This window comes from Anabaena sp. AL09, from assembly GCF_001672255.1.
GTDB lineage: Bacteria > Cyanobacteriota > Cyanobacteriia > Cyanobacteriales > Nostocaceae > Dolichospermum > Dolichospermum lemmermannii.
In genome coordinates this window covers 72,128-90,399 of the sequence record NZ_LJOQ01000085.1, presented here as the reverse complement: position 1 = coordinate 90,399, position 18,272 = coordinate 72,128, and the positions used below count along the sequence as shown (strand labels likewise).

The 18,272-nt window shown below is 38.4% G+C and carries 28 protein-coding genes and 1 pseudogene; 20 read left to right on the top strand and 9 right to left on the bottom strand.

All coding sequences use genetic code 11. The features are described 5' to 3' along the window. Positions 1–32 precede the first annotated feature (32 nt). Positions 33–1,289, top strand: a complete 1,257-nt coding sequence (locus AN490_RS17020; protein ID WP_300005759.1) for an FHA domain-containing serine/threonine-protein kinase — start codon at positions 33–35, stop codon at positions 1,287–1,289. Here AN490_RS17020 and AN490_RS17015 read toward each other — a convergent pair. Next, positions 1,275–1,892, bottom strand: coding sequence for a Uma2 family endonuclease (locus tag AN490_RS17015; RefSeq protein WP_300005756.1), 618 nt, complete (start codon positions 1,890–1,892; stop codon positions 1,275–1,277). The two genes, AN490_RS17020 and AN490_RS17015, sit on opposite strands and share 15 nt — an antisense overlap. A 193-nt stretch (positions 1,893–2,085) precedes the next feature. Beyond that, positions 2,086–2,304, bottom strand: coding sequence for a DUF4327 family protein (locus AN490_RS17010; RefSeq protein ID WP_015083416.1), 219 nt, complete (start codon positions 2,302–2,304; stop codon positions 2,086–2,088). Between the two features lie 608 nt (positions 2,305–2,912). Between AN490_RS17010 and AN490_RS17005 the strand changes: the two genes are divergently transcribed. From AN490_RS17005 to AN490_RS16985, 5 genes are all read left to right on the top strand, one after another. After that, complete coding sequence (locus tag AN490_RS17005; RefSeq protein WP_300005751.1) at positions 2,913–3,080, top strand: hypothetical protein; 168 nt, start codon at positions 2,913–2,915, stop codon at positions 3,078–3,080. A gap of 198 nt (positions 3,081–3,278) precedes the next feature. Continuing rightward, entirely contained in the window at positions 3,279–3,581 is a 303-nt protein-coding gene (locus tag AN490_RS17000) for a hypothetical protein (RefSeq protein ID WP_300005748.1), read from the top strand. A gap of 12 nt (positions 3,582–3,593) precedes the next feature. After that, positions 3,594–3,995 (top strand): type II toxin-antitoxin system VapC family toxin, encoded by a 402-nt coding sequence (locus tag AN490_RS16995; RefSeq protein ID WP_300005744.1) that lies wholly within the window; start codon positions 3,594–3,596, stop codon positions 3,993–3,995. A gap of 122 nt (positions 3,996–4,117) precedes the next feature. After that, positions 4,118–4,318 (top strand): type II toxin-antitoxin system HicB family antitoxin, encoded by a 201-nt coding sequence (locus tag AN490_RS16990; RefSeq protein ID WP_006278807.1) that lies wholly within the window; start codon positions 4,118–4,120, stop codon positions 4,316–4,318. Continuing rightward, a complete protein-coding gene (locus AN490_RS16985) occupies positions 4,315–4,524 on the top strand; it encodes a type II toxin-antitoxin system HicA family toxin (RefSeq protein ID WP_300005725.1) in 210 nt (69 codons plus the stop codon). The genes AN490_RS16990 and AN490_RS16985 overlap by 4 nt, the downstream gene beginning before the upstream one ends. Positions 4,525–4,616: 92 nt before the next feature. Here AN490_RS16985 and AN490_RS16980 read toward each other — a convergent pair whose 3' ends face one another. After that, on the bottom strand, positions 4,617–4,958 hold the full coding sequence (locus AN490_RS16980) for a XisI protein (protein WP_300005722.1): 342 nt from the start codon (positions 4,956–4,958) through the stop codon (positions 4,617–4,619). Beyond that, positions 4,946–5,350: pseudogene (locus AN490_RS16975) on the bottom strand (XisH family protein). Before AN490_RS16975 ends, AN490_RS16980 begins: the two are co-directional and overlap by 13 nt. Before the next feature lie 410 nt (positions 5,351–5,760). Between AN490_RS16975 and AN490_RS16970 the strand changes: the two are divergent. From AN490_RS16970 to AN490_RS16950, 5 genes are all read left to right on the top strand, one after another. Continuing rightward, complete coding sequence (locus AN490_RS16970) at positions 5,761–6,051, top strand: hypothetical protein (RefSeq protein WP_300005719.1); 291 nt, start codon at positions 5,761–5,763, stop codon at positions 6,049–6,051. Continuing rightward, positions 6,048–6,488, top strand: a complete 441-nt coding sequence (locus AN490_RS16965) for a type II toxin-antitoxin system VapC family toxin (RefSeq protein ID WP_300005716.1) — start codon at positions 6,048–6,050, stop codon at positions 6,486–6,488. The genes AN490_RS16970 and AN490_RS16965 overlap by 4 nt, the downstream gene beginning before the upstream one ends. Positions 6,489–6,741: 253 nt before the next feature. Further along, positions 6,742–6,972, top strand: a complete 231-nt coding sequence (locus tag AN490_RS16960; protein ID WP_168465620.1) for a CopG family transcriptional regulator — start codon at positions 6,742–6,744, stop codon at positions 6,970–6,972. After that, positions 6,959–7,318 (top strand): type II toxin-antitoxin system PemK/MazF family toxin, encoded by a 360-nt coding sequence (locus AN490_RS16955; protein ID WP_300005712.1) that lies wholly within the window; start codon positions 6,959–6,961, stop codon positions 7,316–7,318. Before AN490_RS16960 ends, AN490_RS16955 begins: the two co-directional genes overlap by 14 nt. A 308-nt stretch (positions 7,319–7,626) precedes the next feature. After that, positions 7,627–8,544 carry an endonuclease NucS domain-containing protein gene (locus tag AN490_RS16950; protein WP_300005709.1) on the top strand — a complete coding sequence of 306 codons (918 nt, stop codon included), beginning with the start codon at positions 7,627–7,629 and terminating at the stop codon, positions 8,542–8,544. A 114-nt stretch (positions 8,545–8,658) separates the two neighbouring features. Here the strand turns inward: AN490_RS16950 and AN490_RS16945 are convergent, their stop codons facing one another. The 3 genes from AN490_RS16945 to AN490_RS16935 all read right to left on the bottom strand — a co-directional run bounded on the left by AN490_RS16945 (position 8,659) and on the right by AN490_RS16935 (position 11,655). After that, complete coding sequence (locus AN490_RS16945; RefSeq protein ID WP_300005706.1) at positions 8,659–10,062, bottom strand: NAD(P)(+) transhydrogenase (Re/Si-specific) subunit beta; 1,404 nt, start codon at positions 10,060–10,062, stop codon at positions 8,659–8,661. Beyond that, a complete protein-coding gene (locus tag AN490_RS16940) occupies positions 10,059–10,352 on the bottom strand; it encodes an NAD(P) transhydrogenase subunit alpha (protein ID WP_027401330.1) in 294 nt (97 codons plus the stop codon). The genes AN490_RS16945 and AN490_RS16940 overlap by 4 nt, the downstream gene beginning before the upstream one ends. Before the next feature lie 148 nt (positions 10,353–10,500). Further along, positions 10,501–11,655 carry a Re/Si-specific NAD(P)(+) transhydrogenase subunit alpha gene (locus tag AN490_RS16935; RefSeq protein WP_300005704.1) on the bottom strand — a complete coding sequence of 385 codons (1,155 nt, stop codon included), beginning with the start codon at positions 11,653–11,655 and terminating at the stop codon, positions 10,501–10,503. A 564-nt stretch (positions 11,656–12,219) separates the two neighbouring features. On the opposite strand from AN490_RS16935, the gene AN490_RS16930 reads away from it, so the two are divergent. Next, positions 12,220–12,732, top strand: coding sequence for a DUF2808 domain-containing protein (locus tag AN490_RS16930; RefSeq protein ID WP_300005702.1), 513 nt, complete (start codon positions 12,220–12,222; stop codon positions 12,730–12,732). Here the strand turns inward: AN490_RS16930 and AN490_RS16925 are convergent. After that, positions 12,699–12,827, bottom strand: coding sequence for a hypothetical protein (locus tag AN490_RS16925; RefSeq protein ID WP_300005700.1), 129 nt, complete (start codon positions 12,825–12,827; stop codon positions 12,699–12,701). The two genes, AN490_RS16930 and AN490_RS16925, sit on opposite strands and share 34 nt — an antisense overlap. A gap of 103 nt (positions 12,828–12,930) precedes the next feature. On the opposite strand from AN490_RS16925, the gene rpmH reads away from it, so the two are divergent. The 8 genes from rpmH (at position 12,931) to AN490_RS16885 (ending at position 17,235) form a co-directional block, all read left to right on the top strand. Beyond that, positions 12,931–13,065: a 50S ribosomal protein L34 gene (gene rpmH / locus AN490_RS16920; protein ID WP_015209090.1), complete on the top strand. Its 135-nt coding sequence runs from the start codon at positions 12,931–12,933 to the stop codon at positions 13,063–13,065. A 27-nt stretch (positions 13,066–13,092) separates the two neighbouring features. Next, a complete protein-coding gene (gene rnpA / locus AN490_RS16915) occupies positions 13,093–13,482 on the top strand; it encodes a ribonuclease P protein component (RefSeq protein WP_015081066.1) in 390 nt (129 codons plus the stop codon). Then, entirely contained in the window at positions 13,469–13,855 is a 387-nt protein-coding gene (locus tag AN490_RS16910) for a PH domain-containing protein (protein ID WP_271823014.1), read from the top strand. The genes rnpA and AN490_RS16910 overlap by 14 nt, the downstream gene beginning before the upstream one ends. A gap of 231 nt (positions 13,856–14,086) precedes the next feature. Then, on the top strand, positions 14,087–15,232 hold the full coding sequence (gene yidC / locus AN490_RS16905; protein ID WP_300005694.1) for a membrane protein insertase YidC: 1,146 nt from the start codon (positions 14,087–14,089) through the stop codon (positions 15,230–15,232). A gap of 2 nt (positions 15,233–15,234) precedes the next feature. Then, complete coding sequence (locus AN490_RS16900) at positions 15,235–15,750, top strand: R3H domain-containing nucleic acid-binding protein (RefSeq protein ID WP_300005692.1); 516 nt, start codon at positions 15,235–15,237, stop codon at positions 15,748–15,750. Between the two features lie 86 nt (positions 15,751–15,836). Then, positions 15,837–16,340 carry a YceD family protein gene (locus AN490_RS16895; RefSeq protein ID WP_300005690.1) on the top strand — a complete coding sequence of 168 codons (504 nt, stop codon included), beginning with the start codon at positions 15,837–15,839 and terminating at the stop codon, positions 16,338–16,340. Positions 16,341–16,550: 210 nt separating this feature from the next. Next, positions 16,551–16,850 carry a type II toxin-antitoxin system HigB family toxin gene (locus AN490_RS16890; protein WP_300005687.1) on the top strand — a complete coding sequence of 100 codons (300 nt, stop codon included), beginning with the start codon at positions 16,551–16,553 and terminating at the stop codon, positions 16,848–16,850. After that, positions 16,834–17,235, top strand: coding sequence for a type II toxin-antitoxin system HigA family antitoxin (locus tag AN490_RS16885; protein ID WP_015081060.1), 402 nt, complete (start codon positions 16,834–16,836; stop codon positions 17,233–17,235). The genes AN490_RS16890 and AN490_RS16885 overlap by 17 nt, the downstream gene beginning before the upstream one ends. Here the strand turns inward: AN490_RS16885 and miaA are convergent. Then, entirely contained in the window at positions 17,232–18,161 is a 930-nt protein-coding gene (miaA, locus tag AN490_RS16880; protein ID WP_300005684.1) for a tRNA (adenosine(37)-N6)-dimethylallyltransferase MiaA, read from the bottom strand. The genes AN490_RS16885 and miaA overlap by 4 nt on opposite strands. Positions 18,162–18,272 lie beyond the last annotated feature (111 nt).

Below are 18,272 nucleotides of genomic sequence, written 5' to 3'. Positions count from 1 at the left end.
TAGTTTTTTGATCTTAAATTTTAGGTTGTATTGTGATTACTCTGACCCTATTAGAAAAAAGCACACAAACACCGCTTAAACAGTGGTGCTTTGAGGGTTCTACCGTCGTTCGCATCGGTCGGGCGGTAGATAATCACGTTATTTTGGCTGAAAATTTAGTTTCTCGGTATCATTTAGAACTGAAATTAGTTACTAATGCCGGAGGAGATGATTGGGAATTAATTAGTCACGGGACTAATGGCACTTTCCTCAATGGCTCTTTGGTGACTAAATGTATCATTCCTGATAATTCTTTACTGCTATTAGCTCAAGGTGGTCCTCTACTCAAGGTACAGATTCAGGAATTATCTTCTCTACTTATCCAACCTTCACCGTCAGGAGATGGGGAAATTAGTCAGAAGATAACCCCGGAATACTCCAGCACTGGTTGTACTCATGAGGGGAATCATCCCCAGAATGTCTTTTGTGTTCACTGTGGTCAACCAATTTTGGTACAAAAGACTATTCGTCATTATCAGGTATTACGCACTATTGGCAAGGGTGGCATGGGTACTACCTATTTAGCTTGGGATAGTGTTGGTGAAATTACTGGTGTACCACAATTACTGGTAATCAAACAGATGAATGCTGATATGGTGAAAATTCCCAAGGCTCAAGAGTTATTCATCCGAGAAGCTAGTATTCTCAAGTATCTTAATCATGCAGGAGTTCCCAAATATTATGACTTTTTTGTGGAAGATGGTAAAAAATACTTGGCTATGGAGTTAATTCATGGACAAGATTTAGACAAACGAATTCGCTTAACTGGGCCTGTAACTCCGAAACAGGCGATCGCTTGGATGGTACAAACTTGTGATATTCTAGATTATCTTCATCACCAACAAACACCACTAATTCACAGGGATATTAAGCCGGCTAATTTAATGGTGCGTGGTGGTAATAATAGTATTGTGGTGTTGGATTTTGGTGCTGTTAAGGAAATTGGCACAAAACCAGGTACCAGAATCGGTGCTGAAGGCTTTTGCGCTCCTGAACAGGAACGGGGACAACCTCTTACCCAATCTGATTTATATGCTATTGGTCCGACGTTAATTTTTTTATTAACCGGGGAAAATCCTTTAAAATTTTATCGGCAAAGGGGACGGAATTTTCGGTTTGAGGTTAAAGGCATTCCCACAATCACTGATCAATTAAGACAGGTAATTGAGTGTGTGACAGAACCTTTACCACGCGATCGCTATCATACTGCAAAGGATTTGGCTCAAGCATTAAGATCAGTCAGCAGTTAGCAAAATCTGGTGAGCGGTTAAGTTCAATTCAGGAAAAATCTGGGAAATTATTGGCTCATTGTCTCTAAATTGGTTAATTTCATACTCATCACCAATTAGAGAACAAACTGATATGGTAGGTTGTTTTGGTTCACCAACGAATTTACCAGCGCCAAAAGGTTGATAATCAACAATCCAGTATTCTTTAATTCCCATTTCTTCATAATCACTATATTTTCTATAGTAATCAACTCGCCAATTGCTACTCACTACTTCGATGATTAATGGTACAGAATCACCTTGAGTTACCGTTGCTGTTTTTTCCCACAGGGCTTCATTGACTAGATTTGTGGGATTTATCAACAAAACATCTGGACAATAGGCTGATTGCCTTGTTTGCGGTTTAACTAATGCCTGTTTGGGAATAAAATAGGGAAGATTTAAGCGGCGGCACTCTATAGCTAATTCTATAGTTAAAAACCCGGTTCTGCTTTCGTGTTTTCCTAATGGCGGATTCATCTGAATAATTTCCCCATCATGCAGTTCATAAAATCCGCCTTCTGGTTTCCATTTAATAAACTCTTCAAAGGTTACTAACTGGGTTTTAGGTAAGGTTTGAACCATAATTTACCTACCTTGATAAAAATGCTATGTTAAGATACTGAATCCCAGATCACTATTGTGCTAAATCTATAATAGAATCTCGGCGGAATTACACCTACCATAAAAACAAGGATTAAGCACCATCCTTGTTATAGGTAGAGGTAGGCGTATTTACATCAAGCTATGTTAGATATAGCCGATCTAATTTAGATGTTTAATCGTCGTCCCACTTTTCTACTGCTAATAAATCACCAATTGGATCTTGAGTGCTAAATCCAAAGTCTAGCAATTCTTGTTTCCAATGTTGCCATTCATCGCCATAGAGTAAGGCAATTTTCCAAATCCTATCATTGGGTTTGATAATATTGGATTCTACGAGTGATTGCACGTTGCGCTGCAATTTCACCATTGGGTGAATTACTTGCTGAATCATAAACTCGGTGTATTTCAGATTTTTGTGTGTAAATTCTTGATCAAAACAGCTTTCCGGTTGCAATTATTACCTGCGCGTAGAGCAATTATAGTTTGGCAAAGCTAGTTCCAACTTTTCCACTATACCATAACTAACAAGAGTAAGTTGCTTGGGAATTCGGTTTTGTCCGGTAATCACTACTACTAACCGCTATTTAGGCTGAAAAGTGGTGGTGATATCCAGTTTGCAAGGTTTTTAGGCTTGCGATCGCCATGATAACGCAAGTAGAGAAAATTGACACGAATTTCTCAATTTTAATTGTGGGATGAATGTAAATAGGTAATTGTTTTCCCCGAATTGAAGGAGTTGCGCTGCTAGTCTAGCCTAATTAGGGAACGAATCTACCTTTAGACCTGCAACCCGTTCTTATTCGCTCCGTTAGGTGTAGGTAAATTTTGATCCAATTATGGGAGCAGAAGCACAAAAATCCGTGCTTGTCTGATAGTTCAAAATGATATTATGAATTAATATGGATTATTAACAATTGTGATGCTATTTCGATCAGGAAGTTAATTTAGTAGTTAATGGCAAACCTTACCTGTACAAATCAATCAAATCAGGAGAAGATTATGATCCATCAATCTGTTACTAAAAGCAGTAATTTTTATGCACAAGATCATAATTTGTGGTTAGAACAAACTGCTTATTTCTCAAGCATTAGCTGTGGTGTTAAGTCTTTCTCTGTCAACTTGAGATCGCATCCCCTCAACTTCCCAAAAGTATCGTTATTTGTGTAAGTTAGAGGGTGTTTGAAAAGTTATGGTTGATGTATCAAATATTTTTTGGATTTTTATTGTTTCCCCCCTTTACAAGGGGAAAGGGGGGTAGCAATGTGATGAAAATTACGGAATACCACTTTTCAAACATCCTCTTACACTTGCTGATTCTGATCTGATATACTGATAATATGTAAAAATAATCAAATCTAGTATTTTATGATTAATAATCACCAACTCATCACAGCAACATCCTCAACTACACCCTGGAACGATTTATTATTAGAAATTGCCCAAACTCCAGAAGAATACATACCAGAAATATTGGAAATTATCCGTTTATTTCGTCAAAATTTGATCAATAAACCAACAATTTTGATAAACACAGAAAAACACAATTTAGACTGGCAAGAATTTATTAATCAAACAGCAGGAAGTTGTGCTGATGATCCAATTATTCTGGATAATTTAGGTATTGATGATACTTTAGATGATAGCTTAGAAGAAATGATTAATCGTTAGGAATACAAACTGATGAAATATTTATTAGATAGTAATGTTTGTATTCAATATCTTAATCAAAGATCAGAAAAGATTATTCAGCGTCTTCAAGATTTATCCGATATAGATATAGTAGTTTGTTCTATTGTCAAAGCCGAATTATTTTATGGTGCAATGAGAACTCATAATCCTGCGAAAACTCTGCAAAAGCAGCAGGAATTTTTAGATCGGTTTGTTTCTTTGAAGTTTGATGATGAATGCGCTGTAATTTATGGTGAAATTCGTAGTAAATTGGCTGCTAAAGGTACTCCTATAGGAAATAATGATTTACATATTGCTGCTATTGCTATAGCTAATAATTTAACTTTAATTACTCACAATACTAGAGAATTTAGTAGAATTGATAATTTAAAATTAGAAGATTGGGAGATTTAGTAAATACCGATTACTAGGTCGCGCTAGTTCCCTCCGGGACGCAATGCGAAAGCTATCGCACTCCTTCCACTCCCCAAAAAGCGATACCTGCGCTAAAATATCCTTAGTTCAAGGAATTGGCTATGAAAATAAAAGCAATTATTTGGGAAGAAGACGGTGTATGGTGTGGTTCTGTACCAGCTTTACCAGGATGTCATACCTGGGGTGAAAGTTATGAACATTTATTAGAAATGTTGAAAGATGCTGTTCAAGGTTGGTTAGAAGTTGCTAGTCAGCAAGAAGAAGTTGAACCACAAAAACAGTTGATTGAGCTATCTTTATGAAATCCGTTTCTGGTAAATATCTGTGTAAGATTGTTGAACGCTATGGATGGAGTTTGAAAAGAATTACGGGTAGTCATCATATCTATGTTAAAGAAGGTATGGGTGTGATTCTTTCTATCCCTGTTCATGGAAATCGTGATCTACCTACGGGTACACTCAGAAGTATTTTGAAAGATGCTGGTTTGACTGAAGAAGATTTAGATTAATTTCGCTATCGCAAAATGTTTCGTAGGAATCGCACATCTTCCCAAATATTGCTGTTTTGTTTTTGTTTCAAGCAAAGTAAGAAATAACTAAACTAAGCAACTGCAAAATTTGTATATTCCCGCATTTTCGGTTCATGAAAAGCTAAAACAATATCTTCTTTGGGAACACCAACGCGAATTAAATCAGTAGCAATACCTTCTTCTGTCCAATCTTCTTCTATCCAAATTTTACCATTATGTAAGCGAACATAAACAGTAATTCCTGTAATTCTTTCGCCATTTTCCCAACCAAGATTCATCCAAATATAATGACCTTTTTCATCATCGGTAATTAAGAATGTTTCTATATCTTTTCGTGGATGATTCTGAGATAACTCCACATATTCCCTTAGAATCTGTTTGATGAGTTTGGGGTAATCTGTTAATTTATCCATTGTTTAATTTCCTCTGTTTCTATATCTACAACAATTAGCGGAAGTTGATGTCGGTTAAGAATCAGTTGAATAACATCCTGGGTGAAAAAACTTTTATATGCAATTTCACTAATAGCAATATAGAGTTTACGGTCTGGTGCAGTTTCTTCTAATAGGTAAAGATAGATATCATATTGGCCGAGAGCTTCTTTCAAATCTTATATTTTTGATGTACCAATAAAACTTTTGACTTCAACTACCAGTTTTTGTCCTGATTTTTCAATTGCTATCGGACGTTCAGCACATAGTGTTGTTCTTCTATATTGGATCAAGTAAGGATCATCTGTAATTATCCAACCATCTTTGATTAGTGCATTTTTAACAACGTTATGAATAATGTCTAGTTTGGGCATACTTTAAGTATAGATCAATTATCATAGTTTATCGCTATATAGCGATTCCTGCGGAGCGCTAGTTCCCTCCGGGACGCTACCGCGAACGCTATCGCACCTTTTCAACTTCCCAACATCCTTTTTTAACGAACCACTCCAGACGCAGAGGACACAGAGAGTTTCGCGCAAAGTCGCAAAGGAGCAAAGACGCAAAGAATCGCACTCCTCAACTCCCCAACATCCTTTTTTAACGAACCACTCCAGACACAGAGGACACAGAGAAAGAGCGAACTGCTTGCAGCAGCGCTTCGCTATCGCACCCCTCAACTTCCCCAAACAGCGATACCTTCGGTGTTTAAATCTGATATACTTTTAATAGATCAAGTTAATCATAAGTTTTACTTGATATTAATTAACTAGAATCTAAGAATATGAAACAATATAAAACTATACAGCTACAATTGAAACCAGAAATAGAAGATCGTCTGATTACTCAAGCTACTAAACAAGGTTTATCAATTGAATCTTATCTTGAATCTTTGATTGAAGATAGTTTGAAAAATCAAGAGGGAAAATCTTTTTCTCAAGCAACAACTGAGGAAGATTGGGAAACAGCACTAATGAATTTAATCAATAGTCCTGCTTTTGCTGTAGCATCACCACTTTCAGATGCAGCTATTAGTCGAGATAGTATTTATACCAGAGAAGATGAAATGTTATGAAATATTTGGTAGATACTAATATTTTACTGCGTTTGGTACAAAAAAATAGTCCCATGCACCTTGATACTCAAAGGGCAATTTTAACACTCAAAAAGCAAGGTGAATTTTTATGTATTATTCCACAAAATATAATTGAATTTTGGGCTGTTGCTACAAGACCTCTTGATAAAAATGGATTAGGTTTATCTATCACTCAAGCTGAAGAAGAAAGCGAAAAACTTAAAAAGATATTTATATTGCAGTTAGATACACCACAAATTTTTACTGAGTGGGAATCTCTGGTTATTAAATATCAAGTGATGGGAAAACAGGTACATGATGCACGTTTAGCTGCGGCTATGATAGCTCATAATATTACACATTTATTGACATTTAATGTTGAAGATTTTAAACGGTTTTCGGATATTGTAGTTGTTGATCCACGTAGTATTGTTTAATCATATTAGAAGAGCGAACTGCTTGCAGCAGCGCTTCGCTATCGCACCCCCTCAACTTCCAAAACAGCGATTCCTAGGTCGCGCTTCGCGATCGCATCCCCTCAACTTCCAAAACAGCGATTCCTAGGTCGCGCTTCGCGATCGCACCCTTCAACTCCCAAACAGCGATCTCAACCCCTCAAAATCTCTTTTTACCTCACGCAATGTCAAAAAAGTGGTATGATTAATTGGTAAGATGAATGAGTCATACATAATGATGAAAGTCACAATTACTTTAGAAGAAGACATTCTGAGATTTATTGATCAACAAGCAAAAGGTAATCGTAGTGGCTATATCAATGCACTATTAGCAGAACAAAGACGCAAAATTTTAGAAGCAGAAATAATAGCTGCTCTCCAAAAAGATGCCAAAGATTTAGAATATCAAAATGAGATTTCTGATTGGGATAATGTAGCTGGAGATGGTATTAATGCCAGAGGGTAATTTAACTTATAAACGGGGTGAAATTCGCTGGGTAAATCTTGATCCAACGGTGGGAGCAGAAGCGCAAAAAATCCGTTCTTGTTTAATAGTTCAAAGTGATATTATGAATCAATATGGATTATTAACTATTGTGATGCCATTCCGACCAGGAAGTAAGCAAGCTCCCTATATTGTCAATATCAAAGCAACAGTAACTAATGGATTAGATAAAGATCGTTTTATTGATGTTGCTCAGATTCGTTCTGTTGATTATCGTCGGGTTTTAGGGTTGGTGGGGATTTTAGAAGTTGAATATTGGGAAGAAATTCGTACTGCTTTGGATGTGGTTTTGGGTTTTGGGGTTTAAGTTGAGCGAACTGACAAGTCAGCGCTTGCGCTATCGCACTCCCTCAACTCCCCAATATCCTTTTTTAACGAACCACTCCAGACACAGAGGACACAGAGAGTTTCGCGCAAAGTCGCAAAGGAGCAAAGACGCAAAGAATCGCACTTTTCCCCAATATCCTTTTTTAACGAACCACGAAGACGCGAAGAACACGAAGGAAGAAGAGAAGAAAAGAGCGATCGCATAGCTTACTGTATCGTATCAAATGAAACAGGTTGAGGTAAAATATCTAAATATACCCACACTCATAGTTTTACAGATTGATACAGATGAAATTAAGACAAGTAGCAAGCGGATGGGAATTTGAAAGCGAAAAAGATTTAGAAGATTTGGTTTGGAACAACTTAGAAAAGCTATTTGGATATAAACCTTTAAAGAGACAGTATCAAGTCAGTGGACAATATTGTGATATTTTAGCTTTTGGTAAAAATAAGGAACTTGTAATCATAGAATTAAAAAACTCTGAAGATAGATATATTGTCCAACAACTTACTCGTTATTATCATGCTCTTTTAGATGAACAACCTTTTTCCGAACACATCAATTTTCAAGTTCCTATAGTTCTAATTGCGGTTACTCCAAATTTTCATAGAGATAATCACATTGATAGAAAATATCATCAACTAAAATTTAACTTCTTGCAGTTTAAAATTATTTATCATGATCAAAAATTTAGTCTAAACATAATTAATACAGATACTACTCTCAACTGGAAATTAGACTTTGATTATTTACCAGAAAATCATGTAAATAAAAATATTCCTACTCCTCCTAAAAGATTCTATCAATTAATTGAGAAATGTACACCTCAACAACGAGCTAAACTACTCAAATTTCGAGAAACAATTTTACAATTTGATGATCGTATGGAAGAAATAGTCCAAGAAGGAGGTATTTATTATGGGAAAGGTAAAACTAAATATTGTGCTGAATTAAGGTTAAATAGTAAAAAAGAACTTGTACTTTTTCTCTGGCTACCTCGCAATTTTTATAGTGGTTCACAAGCAAATAGTACAAGAATGAGAATTTGGACAGATTGGAATAATGCAGCTATAGTTAGACCAGCCGCTAAAGGACTAGGTAGAATAACTTCATTTGATATTGAATTTGCAAAGCAAAATTCTAAAAATCAGAGTTTAGATATATTTCTTTATCATGCTTTAAATAAGTGGTTTGAAAGAATTTAATCTTCCTTCTTCTTTGCGCCTTTGCTCCTTAGCGACTTTGCGCGAAACAAATCCCTCTGCGTCTCTGCGTGAGAAAAAAGGGCATAGTCAACAAACTACACCCCTAGCCTATATCTAAAGTTGCTTCACCTCACTCACCAACTTAGCCACCATATCCTTAGCGCTACCAAACAACATCGTAGTTTTAGCCTTATAAAACAACTCATTATCAACACCAGCAAAACCAGCACTCATACCGCGCTTAATCACAATAGTTTGCTTTGCGCGATCAACCTCCAAAATGGGCATCCCATAAATAGGACTATTCTTATCACTACGCGCCGCCGGATTGACCACATCATTAGCACCAATCACCAACGCCACATCAGCCTGTTCAAACTGGGGATTAATATCCTCCATATCATACAACTGCGTATAAGCCACATTAGCTTCCGCCAATAATACATTCATGTGTCCCGGCATTCTCCCCGCCACCGGATGTATCGCATATTTCACATCCACACCCATGCGTTCTAATTGATCAGCCAACTCCCGGACGCTATGCTGTGCTTGAGCAACCGCCATACCGTATCCTGGGACAATCACCACAGAACGGGCATAACCCAACATCATCGCCCCTTCTTCCGCATCAATACTGCGAACAGGTTGATCACTAGCACCAGCAGCCGCACCACCACTAGAAGTAGAGACAGAACCAAAAGCACTAAATAAGACACTGAACAAAGAACGGTTCATAGCCTTACACATAATTTCCGTCAGGATAAGACCAGAAGCCCCCACCAAAGCACCGGCGATGATTAACATATTGTTCATCACCACAAACCCAGCCGCAGCCGCAGCCACACCGGAGAGGGAGTTTAACAGGGAGATGACAACCGGCATATCACCCCCACCAATGGGCAGTACAAACATGACACCCAAGACCAAAGAAACAGCCACCACTCCCAAAAATACGGGGAGGCTATCTGGTGTGATGATTAAATAGGCACTTCCAGCCAGATAAGAACCCAAAAGCAGAATGTTAAAAGGTTGTTGCAAAGGAAAGGTAATCGGTGTACCGCTAATTAAACCTTGCAATTTGGCAAAAGCGAGAAAACTACCCGTTAAAGTGACACCACCAATTAACACATCCAATAACATGGAAATGTTGACATCGAGAGGGATAGGCTGTGAACTATCTAATAACCGCCAAAATTCAGCCACAGCGATAAGTGCGGAAGAAGCACCACCCAAACCGTTGAGTAAACCCACCATTTGCGGCATTTCCGTCATTTGCACTTTGTAAGCAATAACAGCGCCAATTACCGAACCAATAGCCAAACCTACCAAAATCATTTCGTAATTTAATACGTGCTGATCTAGCATTGTAGCGACAATAGCTAATAGCATTCCCACCGCAGCGACAAGATTACCATTTCTAGCACTAGCGGGAGAACCGAGCTTTTTCAAACCTAAGATAAATAATGACGCAGCGACTAAGTAAGTTAGCTGAATCCCAGTTGGTAAAAAGTCGCTCATGCTTTAATTTCCTTTTTTTTAAACATTTGCAGCATTCTGTCAGTGACTAAAAAACCACCGACAACGTTCACCATTGCCAAAATTACGGCGATTAAACCGAGAATGACTGATAAATTCGTGTTTCTCTCCCCCGCAGCCAGAATTGCACCAATTACCGAAATCCCAGAAATGGCATTTGAACCAGACATTAACGGAGTGTGTAACGTGGGGGGAATTTTGTTAATCACTTCAAAGCCAATAAAAGAGGCTAAGACGAGTACAAATAAAGCCGGAAGTAATGCTTGTGTCATGTGATTTTTGGATTTAAGAGGTTTCGCGCAAAGACGCAAAGGAGCAAAGACGCAAAGAGAAGATTTACATAACAAACGAAAAATCTCTCTCAAACTCTTCTTCCTTCGTGTTCTTCGCTTCTTCGTGGTTCATTCAATCTATATTTAATTAAACCGCTACTGTTTGCAAAGCGTCCTTTACTCGTTGGTTTCTAATTTCTCCACCATGAGTAACACAAGCTGCGTCAACGATATCGTCACCAAAGTTGATTTCTAAGGCTTTGTCTTTAATCAACAGTTGCATTAATGAAGTAACGTTCTTTGCATACAGTTGGCTGGCGTGTACTGGCATGGATGAGGGTAAATTAATTGGTCCGATAATTGTTACACCGTTCCAAACAATATCTTTACCTGCTTCTGTACAAGCGCAGTTTCCACCTTGTTCTGCGGCTAAATCCACAATTACTGAACCGGGTTTCATTTGTGCCACCATTTCTTCTGTCACCAGTCTAGGGGCTTGTCTTCCTGGTACTTGGGCGGTGGTAATAACGATATCGGAGTTTTTGACGTGGCTGGCTACTAGTTCTTGGGTACGCTTTTTACTGTCTTCTGAAATTTCTTTGGCGTAACCACCGGCTGCAACGGTTTCTTCTTCGAGTTTGACTTCGACGAATTTCGCCCCTAAGCTTTGCACTTCTTCTTTAACGGCTGGGCGGATGTCAAAGGCTTCTACTACTGCTCCTAGTCGTCTTGCGGTGGCGATCGCTTGCAATCCTGCCACACCTGCACCCATAATAAATACTTTGGCGGGAGGAATTGTCCCCGCCGCAGTGGTTAACATAGGGAAATATTTCGGTAATGCCGCCGCTGCAATCAGTACGGCTTTATACCCCGCTAGGGAAGCTTGGGAAGATAAGGCATCCATGCTTTGCGCTCTGGTGGTACGGGGGATTAATTCCATACTCAAGGCTGTAATTTGCCGATTTGCCAATTGTTGGGCAATTACGGGATTTCCCAGGGGATTAAGGAAGCTAATTAATACAGAACCTGATTTAAGTAATTCAATTTCTGTCCGGCCATCTTCTCTGGTTTGGGGTGGGCTAACTTTGAGTAAAATATCTGCTTCACCCCATAATTGAGCAGAATCATGACTAATTTTAGCTCCTGCTGCTTCATAGTCAGCATCACTGAAAAATGCTTTTTCTCCCGCACCTGTTTCTACCCAAACTTCTAAACCTTGTTTGACTAATTTTCCCACGGTGTCGGGTATTAAAGCTACACGCCGTTCACAAACTTCTATTTCTTTCGCAACTGCTATTTTCATGCAATCTCCTGGATATAAATACTTAACATCACCCGTTAACTTTTAATACTTTTTATTTCAAATTAGTATCATTAAGCTGATGGGATGATTAACCATGAATTACCTTTGTAGATAGAATTTCCAAATTTTGCTTTTGCTATCTTCCTTATCTAGTCACAACCTCAACTTGACAGTATGCAGATATCATCCTCACAAAACAGCTATAAGTAGAATTAGTTATCGCACATCCTCTGCCGATTTCTACATTTTGGATATTGTTCTTTAGATTATTTTATATTTTGGAAAATTCGCACTCTTTTTTTTTGATTCATTCTTGAATTTTTAATCATTTGCGATATATCTGAGTATTCATAATTAGCAACAAAAATTATTCTTTTAGATAATAAAATTAAGAATGTTTACACTAAATGCTAAATAACAGTAATTTTGCTTTATAGATGGAATTTTTCACGAGAATGGCACTTTTACCTTTAACTAACGTCTATTGTCAAGCATATAGTAGTAAAGTTTAGTTACAAATACTAACGCTTAGTTAAAAACTATCCACTAGAGGAAACCTAATTTATGAAACGCTTACTTTCTGCCTTAGCTGTTACTAGCTGTTTATTAACAAGTTTTTCAGCTACAACTTGGGCGCAAAGCTTACCTGGTTTGACACTTTTTAGCGGTGTCAAAGCTGATAATCAACTGCCCTACAGGTTAGATTTTGGCGGACAAACCAATAGCACTGATCGTTATATACTAAGAGTTCCTGCCAAAAAAATGAAATTGGCAGTAGCTCAATTTGCCATTACCTATCCTGATTATTACAAGGGAAGTTTTGATACCAAAAGTGTTGAAGTCTTAGTTAAAGGCAAAAAAGTCCCCCTGTCTGAAGTGAAATGGGATAAGGAAGGCCGAGCGATTCAAATATTTCCCGAGGAACCAGTTCCAGCCGGTCAAAAAGTAGAGGTAGTCTTATCTAACGTTCAAAATCCGTCTTTTGGGGGAGTTTTCTATTTTAATTGTCAAGTGCTTTCCCCTGGAGATGTGCCATTATTGCGTTACCTCGGCTCATGGATTATCAGTATTAACTGACAACTGACAACTAACTGTACGGGCGAAGCATTTGGAGAACTATTTTTGGCAATGACCGATAATTTATCTTCCAAATGCTTCGCCCCTACTGACAACGAACAACTGACAACTCCATCCAGAAATATGTTTTTGTTGCCTGTAAAGTGGTAAAATATCAGATTGTGACTTTTTATGAAAATCGCCTAAAAGGAGAACAGTATGCAAAGAACCCTGGGTGGCACTTGCCGTAAGAGAAAAAGAACATCTGGATTTCGCGCCAGAATGCGGACACCAGACGGCAGAAACGTGATTAGCGCTAGAAGAAGAAAGGGACGGCATCGTTTGAGTGTTTAGGGTAAAATTCAGCAATTAATAACTGTTGTGGCTTTGCCCAAAGCATATCGTCTCAAATCCCGTCAGGATTTTCAGGCAGTTTTCCGGGAAGGAATTCGGCGACATAGTTCTCATTTTACTTTGAGAGCTTTAAAACCTACTCTTTTGACAGAACCTTCTTTGGATACTGCCCCCCCTGCCACAAAAATTGGTATCGCCATTAGTACAAAAGTCAGTAAACGCGCCGTTGTTCGCAACAAAATCAAAAGACAAATGACAGCAGCATTACATCAATTATTGCCTAAATTAGTCCCAGGATGGCGGCTAGTATTAATTGTGAAACCAACAACAACAGAATCTGAGTGCGAAACTCAGAAATTTCTGCAAGAATTAGAGCAGTTGTTGGCACAAACTGAGGTATTAAATGGGCATTCGTGAAGAAGTTTTTTATGAGGGTGGTCCCCACATTGGGGATTTAATTCTCAATCTGCTGATTGGACTGACAGTGGTGGGTATCCCCTTAGCTGTGGGGGCAATAGTCAGGGCTATATGGCTGCGCTTCCGGATCACAGATCGAAGGATATGTGTAACTGGCGGTTGGATGGGAGGCGATCGCTTTGATGTAATTTATTCAGAAGTGGTAAAAGTTGTCAAAGTTCCCCGTGCCATCGGCCTATGGGGAGATATGGCAATCACTCTCAAAAATGGTACTCTCATAGAAATGCGGGCTGTTCCTAATTTTCGGGAAGTCTATGACTACATTAACGAAAAAGTTGCTGCTAAAAATCCCCAATATAGCAGTTCTAAATAAGTCATTTGTCCAGAGCGGCAACATTCAGATTTTTAGATAATGTGCGGCTATCCGTAGCTTCCCTCGCTGGCGTAGCTTGTGGATAGTCACAGCAATGCTTAACAAAAACCTCTACAATATAGAGCAAAAGCTTGGGAGAGAACCCCCTCTAGTCAGAGGATAGGCTCAACTAAGCATCCCATTCCTCACCGGGGTGGGAGTGTCAAAGTACCGCAGGTTGAATTCAGAATAATGGATTTTGGTATCGGGTTTCTCTCGAACAACGTGATGTTGCCAATCATAGACCTTTTCTATGGTTTTGTCCCTAGCTATGGGTTGGCAATAGTAGCCTTAACATTGATTATCCGCTTTGCACTCTATCCCCTGAGTGCCGGTTCTATCCGTAGTATGCGACGGATGAAAGTCGTGCAACCGCTGATGCAAAAGCGTATGGCAGAAATCAAAGAACGCTATAAAGACGATCAGCAAAAGCAACAAGAGGAAATGCTCAAGGTCCAAAATGAATTTGGTAATCCTTTAGCAGGATGTCTCCCTCTACTTTTGCAGATGCCAGTATTACTAGCACTGTTTGCCACTTTGCGGGGTTCGCCTTTTTCCGGCGTTAACTATTCCGTTAATCTGCAAATCTTCCCTGAAGAACAAATTGAGCGCATTCAACCCCAAGCCTTTGCCACTTCTCCGCAAAATATTTATATTGCTGATGGAGAACATACTCCCATTTCTGCCATCTTACCAGGCGGTAATAAGTTAACAGTGGGAGAAAAGACTAAGATTCAATATCAAACCGTGGAAGGGAAACCATTTGATTTGCTCTTAGCAGAACACCCAGAAACTAAGTTGACACCTGACTGGAAAATCACTAAAGGTGAAGAAAGGGTTAAAATTGATGCCCAAGGCAATATAGAGGCTCTAGAACCAGGAGACGTGACCATTCAAGGCACAATTCCCGGACTAGCAGCAGAGAAAGGATTTCTCTTTATTGATGCTTTGGGTCGAGTCGGAGCTATTGATGCCGATAACACAGTCCACTGGGATATTGTGGGGATGATTGTCTTCTTTGGTATCAGCCTTTATGTGAGCCAAATGCTGTCTGGACAAAATTCCAGCGGTGGCAACCCTCAGCAAGATACAGTAAATAAAATTACCCCTGTGCTGTTTTCTGGGATGTTTTTATTCTTTCCTCTACCGGCTGGAGTTCTCATGTATATGGTAATTGGTAACGTTTTCCAAACCGTCCAAACCTATATTCTCTCCCGTGAACCTCTACCAGAAGAAATTCAAAAAATCGTAGATTTACAAGAGAAAGAAGCCCAAACTATCGAAGTAAAAGCGTTGCCATTTGAACCCAAAAGTTCTAAGAAAAAGGCTAATGGTTGATTATGAGCGACATTTCTATGCAAAGTAGTGAACAATGGTTACAGAATTTGCTACTTCTGACTGGTGTATCTACTCAAGTACGGGCTAATTTAGAAACTACCCCATCTTCTGAGCAAGATGTCCCAGCAGGAGCAAGCTACTGGTTGACAATAGATCAAACTAATTTAACATCAGAACAAATTAGGATTTTAATTGGTGCAGGTGGTTCGGTGCTAGACGGAATTCAATATCTAGCAAATTCCGTTCTTAACTTAAATCAACCAGAAGACAATCAAACAGCTTACACGATTGAATTAAGTGGTTATCGGGTGAGACGAGAATCTGAAATCCGCACTTTAGCCGAAACTGCTGCCGCAGAAGTCCGGTTTTCGGGAAGAGAAGTAGAACTTCAATCTCTCAGTTCTTCAGAACGCCGACAAATCCACACTTTATTGCAGGAATTTTCTGATTTAGAAACCTTCAGTCGTGGTAAAGAACCCTATCGTCATTTAGTTGTTCGTCAGGCAGTTACACCATAATTAGGGAATAGGGAATAGGTGATGATTTTATCAATCACCATTTACCCATTACCCATGCTCAATTTTAAGGGTATTTCACAAATCCTATGGACGCTATTTTTATTCCGCAGCTAACTAAAGCCCCGGAGCGGACAGAGGAAATTCAAGTTCAAGAGTTTCTGCCTGGACTAGAAACATTGACACCAGTTCGCGGAGTTATCCAGGTTAAACATCAGGGTAATTATTTAGAAGTTTCATCTCAGGCAGAAACAATTGTTACCTGTACCTGCAACCGATGTTTGCAGCAGTATAACCATCGTTTGGTTCTGAATACTCAGGAAGTTATTTGGTTAGACGAAACCGCTAATCAAACGGAAGATTTGCCTTTAGAAATGGAAGTTGCTGTCGAAGATTTACTGGAAACTTTACCACCTGATGGTAATTTTGATCCCGGTGAATGGCTATATCAGCAGATGTGTTTAGCGTTACCTCAGCGTCAATTATGTAATGTTAATTGTCCAGGTATTTTGAATACTGCTGTTTCTGAACCACCTACGGATAGCCGTTGGGCTTTATTAGATGCTTTGAAAAAACAACTCCCAGATAATTAGTAAATTTACTATTTGGTGTGTTATGGCTTAATTCTTTATGGCTCGGTAAAAGCTGTTAATACTCTCTCAAGCTCCTCAAGGATTTTTTATCTTTGTGGAGTTTTTAACTAGTGCTTGACAATTTACTCTCATTTTGAGAGAATATACTTATTCTTAAAAAGCCTGCCAGCAAATTTATGAGTTTAAATATCATCAAAGGAAAATCACTCAATGCATTTAATTTCTATTCGCACCCTCCGCGAAGAAGCAGCAAAGTACCCTGATATCAAAAAACAAATTGAGAGTTGGTATGCAACTGTTAAAAAAGCAGAATGGCAAAATTTAGAAGATGTCCGCAAGAATTACCGAGATGCTGAAGCTGTTGGTAATTTCACTGTTTTTAATATTAAAGGTAATGATTATCGTTTAATTGTCGGGATTAATTATGAAACAAAAAAGGTTCACTACAAATACTTGTTGACTCACGCCGAATACAATAAAGATAAATGGAAAAATGACTATTACTTTTGACGATAAAACTTATAGTCAATTATTAGCTGAAATAGCTCCTCAAGTAATTGAAACTGAAGCAGAGTATGAACGGCTTTTAAAAGTTGCAGAATTTCTAACTTTTAAAAAGAATCTTACTCCAGAGGAGCGAGTTTTAGATAAATTGCTAGTCAAACTAATTGAAGATTATGAGGAAGAAAATTATCCAATGGATGAATCTACACCTCATGATATATTGCTACATATCATGGAATCTAGCGGAATTCGTCAAGCTGACTTAGTACGTATTCTTGGTTCTAGTAGCGGTGTAGTTTCAGAGGTTGTCAACGGTAAACGTTCAATTAGTAAAGCACAAGCTAAAGCCTTGGGAGAATATTTTAAGGTTTCTCCTAGTTTATTTATTTAGAGTTCGGTTTTACCAGATCCCCGACTTCTTGAAGAAGTCGGGGATCTATTTATTCGTCTCCAAACAGTTTCTAATAAATCAGGATTATCCATATTAACATATTCAAGATTAGGAGATTGTCTAAACCAAGTTCGTTGACGTTTGGCGAATTGTCTGGTATGTAAAACAATTAATTCTTGAGCTTCTTCTAAAGAAAGTTCACCAGTTAAATATTGCTTGATTTCTTGATATCCTAATGTATTTAATAAAGATAAATCAGTACCATATTTTTGACAAAGATATTCAACTTCACCAACTAAACCATCAGCTATCATTTGCTCAGTCCGGTTGCGAATTCTCACATCTAAATGTTCGGCATCAGAATCTAAACAAATTTGTAAAATTGGATAATTCGGAGGATTTTCTCCTTGCTGCTCAGAAATGGGAATACCAGTTGTATAGTAAACCTCCAAAGCTCTTAAAGTTCGCACCAAATCGTTAGCATGAATTTTTTGAGCAGCGATCGCATCAACTTGTCGCAATATCTGGTAAAGTTGAATTTGCCCAAGAGATTCTAATTGCGATCGCAATTCTGGCTGTGGTGCAACTCTGGGAATCTTCATTCCTTGCACAATGGAACGAATATATAAACCAGTCCCTCCAACTAACAACAGTGTTTCAACTCCCAAACTAGCAATTAAAGCTTGTGCTTGTTCCTGATAATCTGCTAATGTCATTATTTCAGTTGGTTCACAGATATCTATCAAATAATGGGGAACTGATTTTTGTTCAGCTAGATTTGGTTTAGCTGTACCAATATCAAAATCACGATATACTTGACGAGAATCCGCACTAAGAATTACAGAATTTAACCTTTGTGCTAAACTCAAAGCTAAACCAGATTTACCCGTCGCTGTTGCCCCACAAATTACAATTAATTTAGTCATTAGTCAGTTGTCAGTTGTTCGTTGTCAGTTGTTAGTAGGGGCGAAGCATTTGGAAGATAAATTATCGGTCATTGCCAAAAATAGTTCTCCAAATGCTTCGCCCGTACAGTT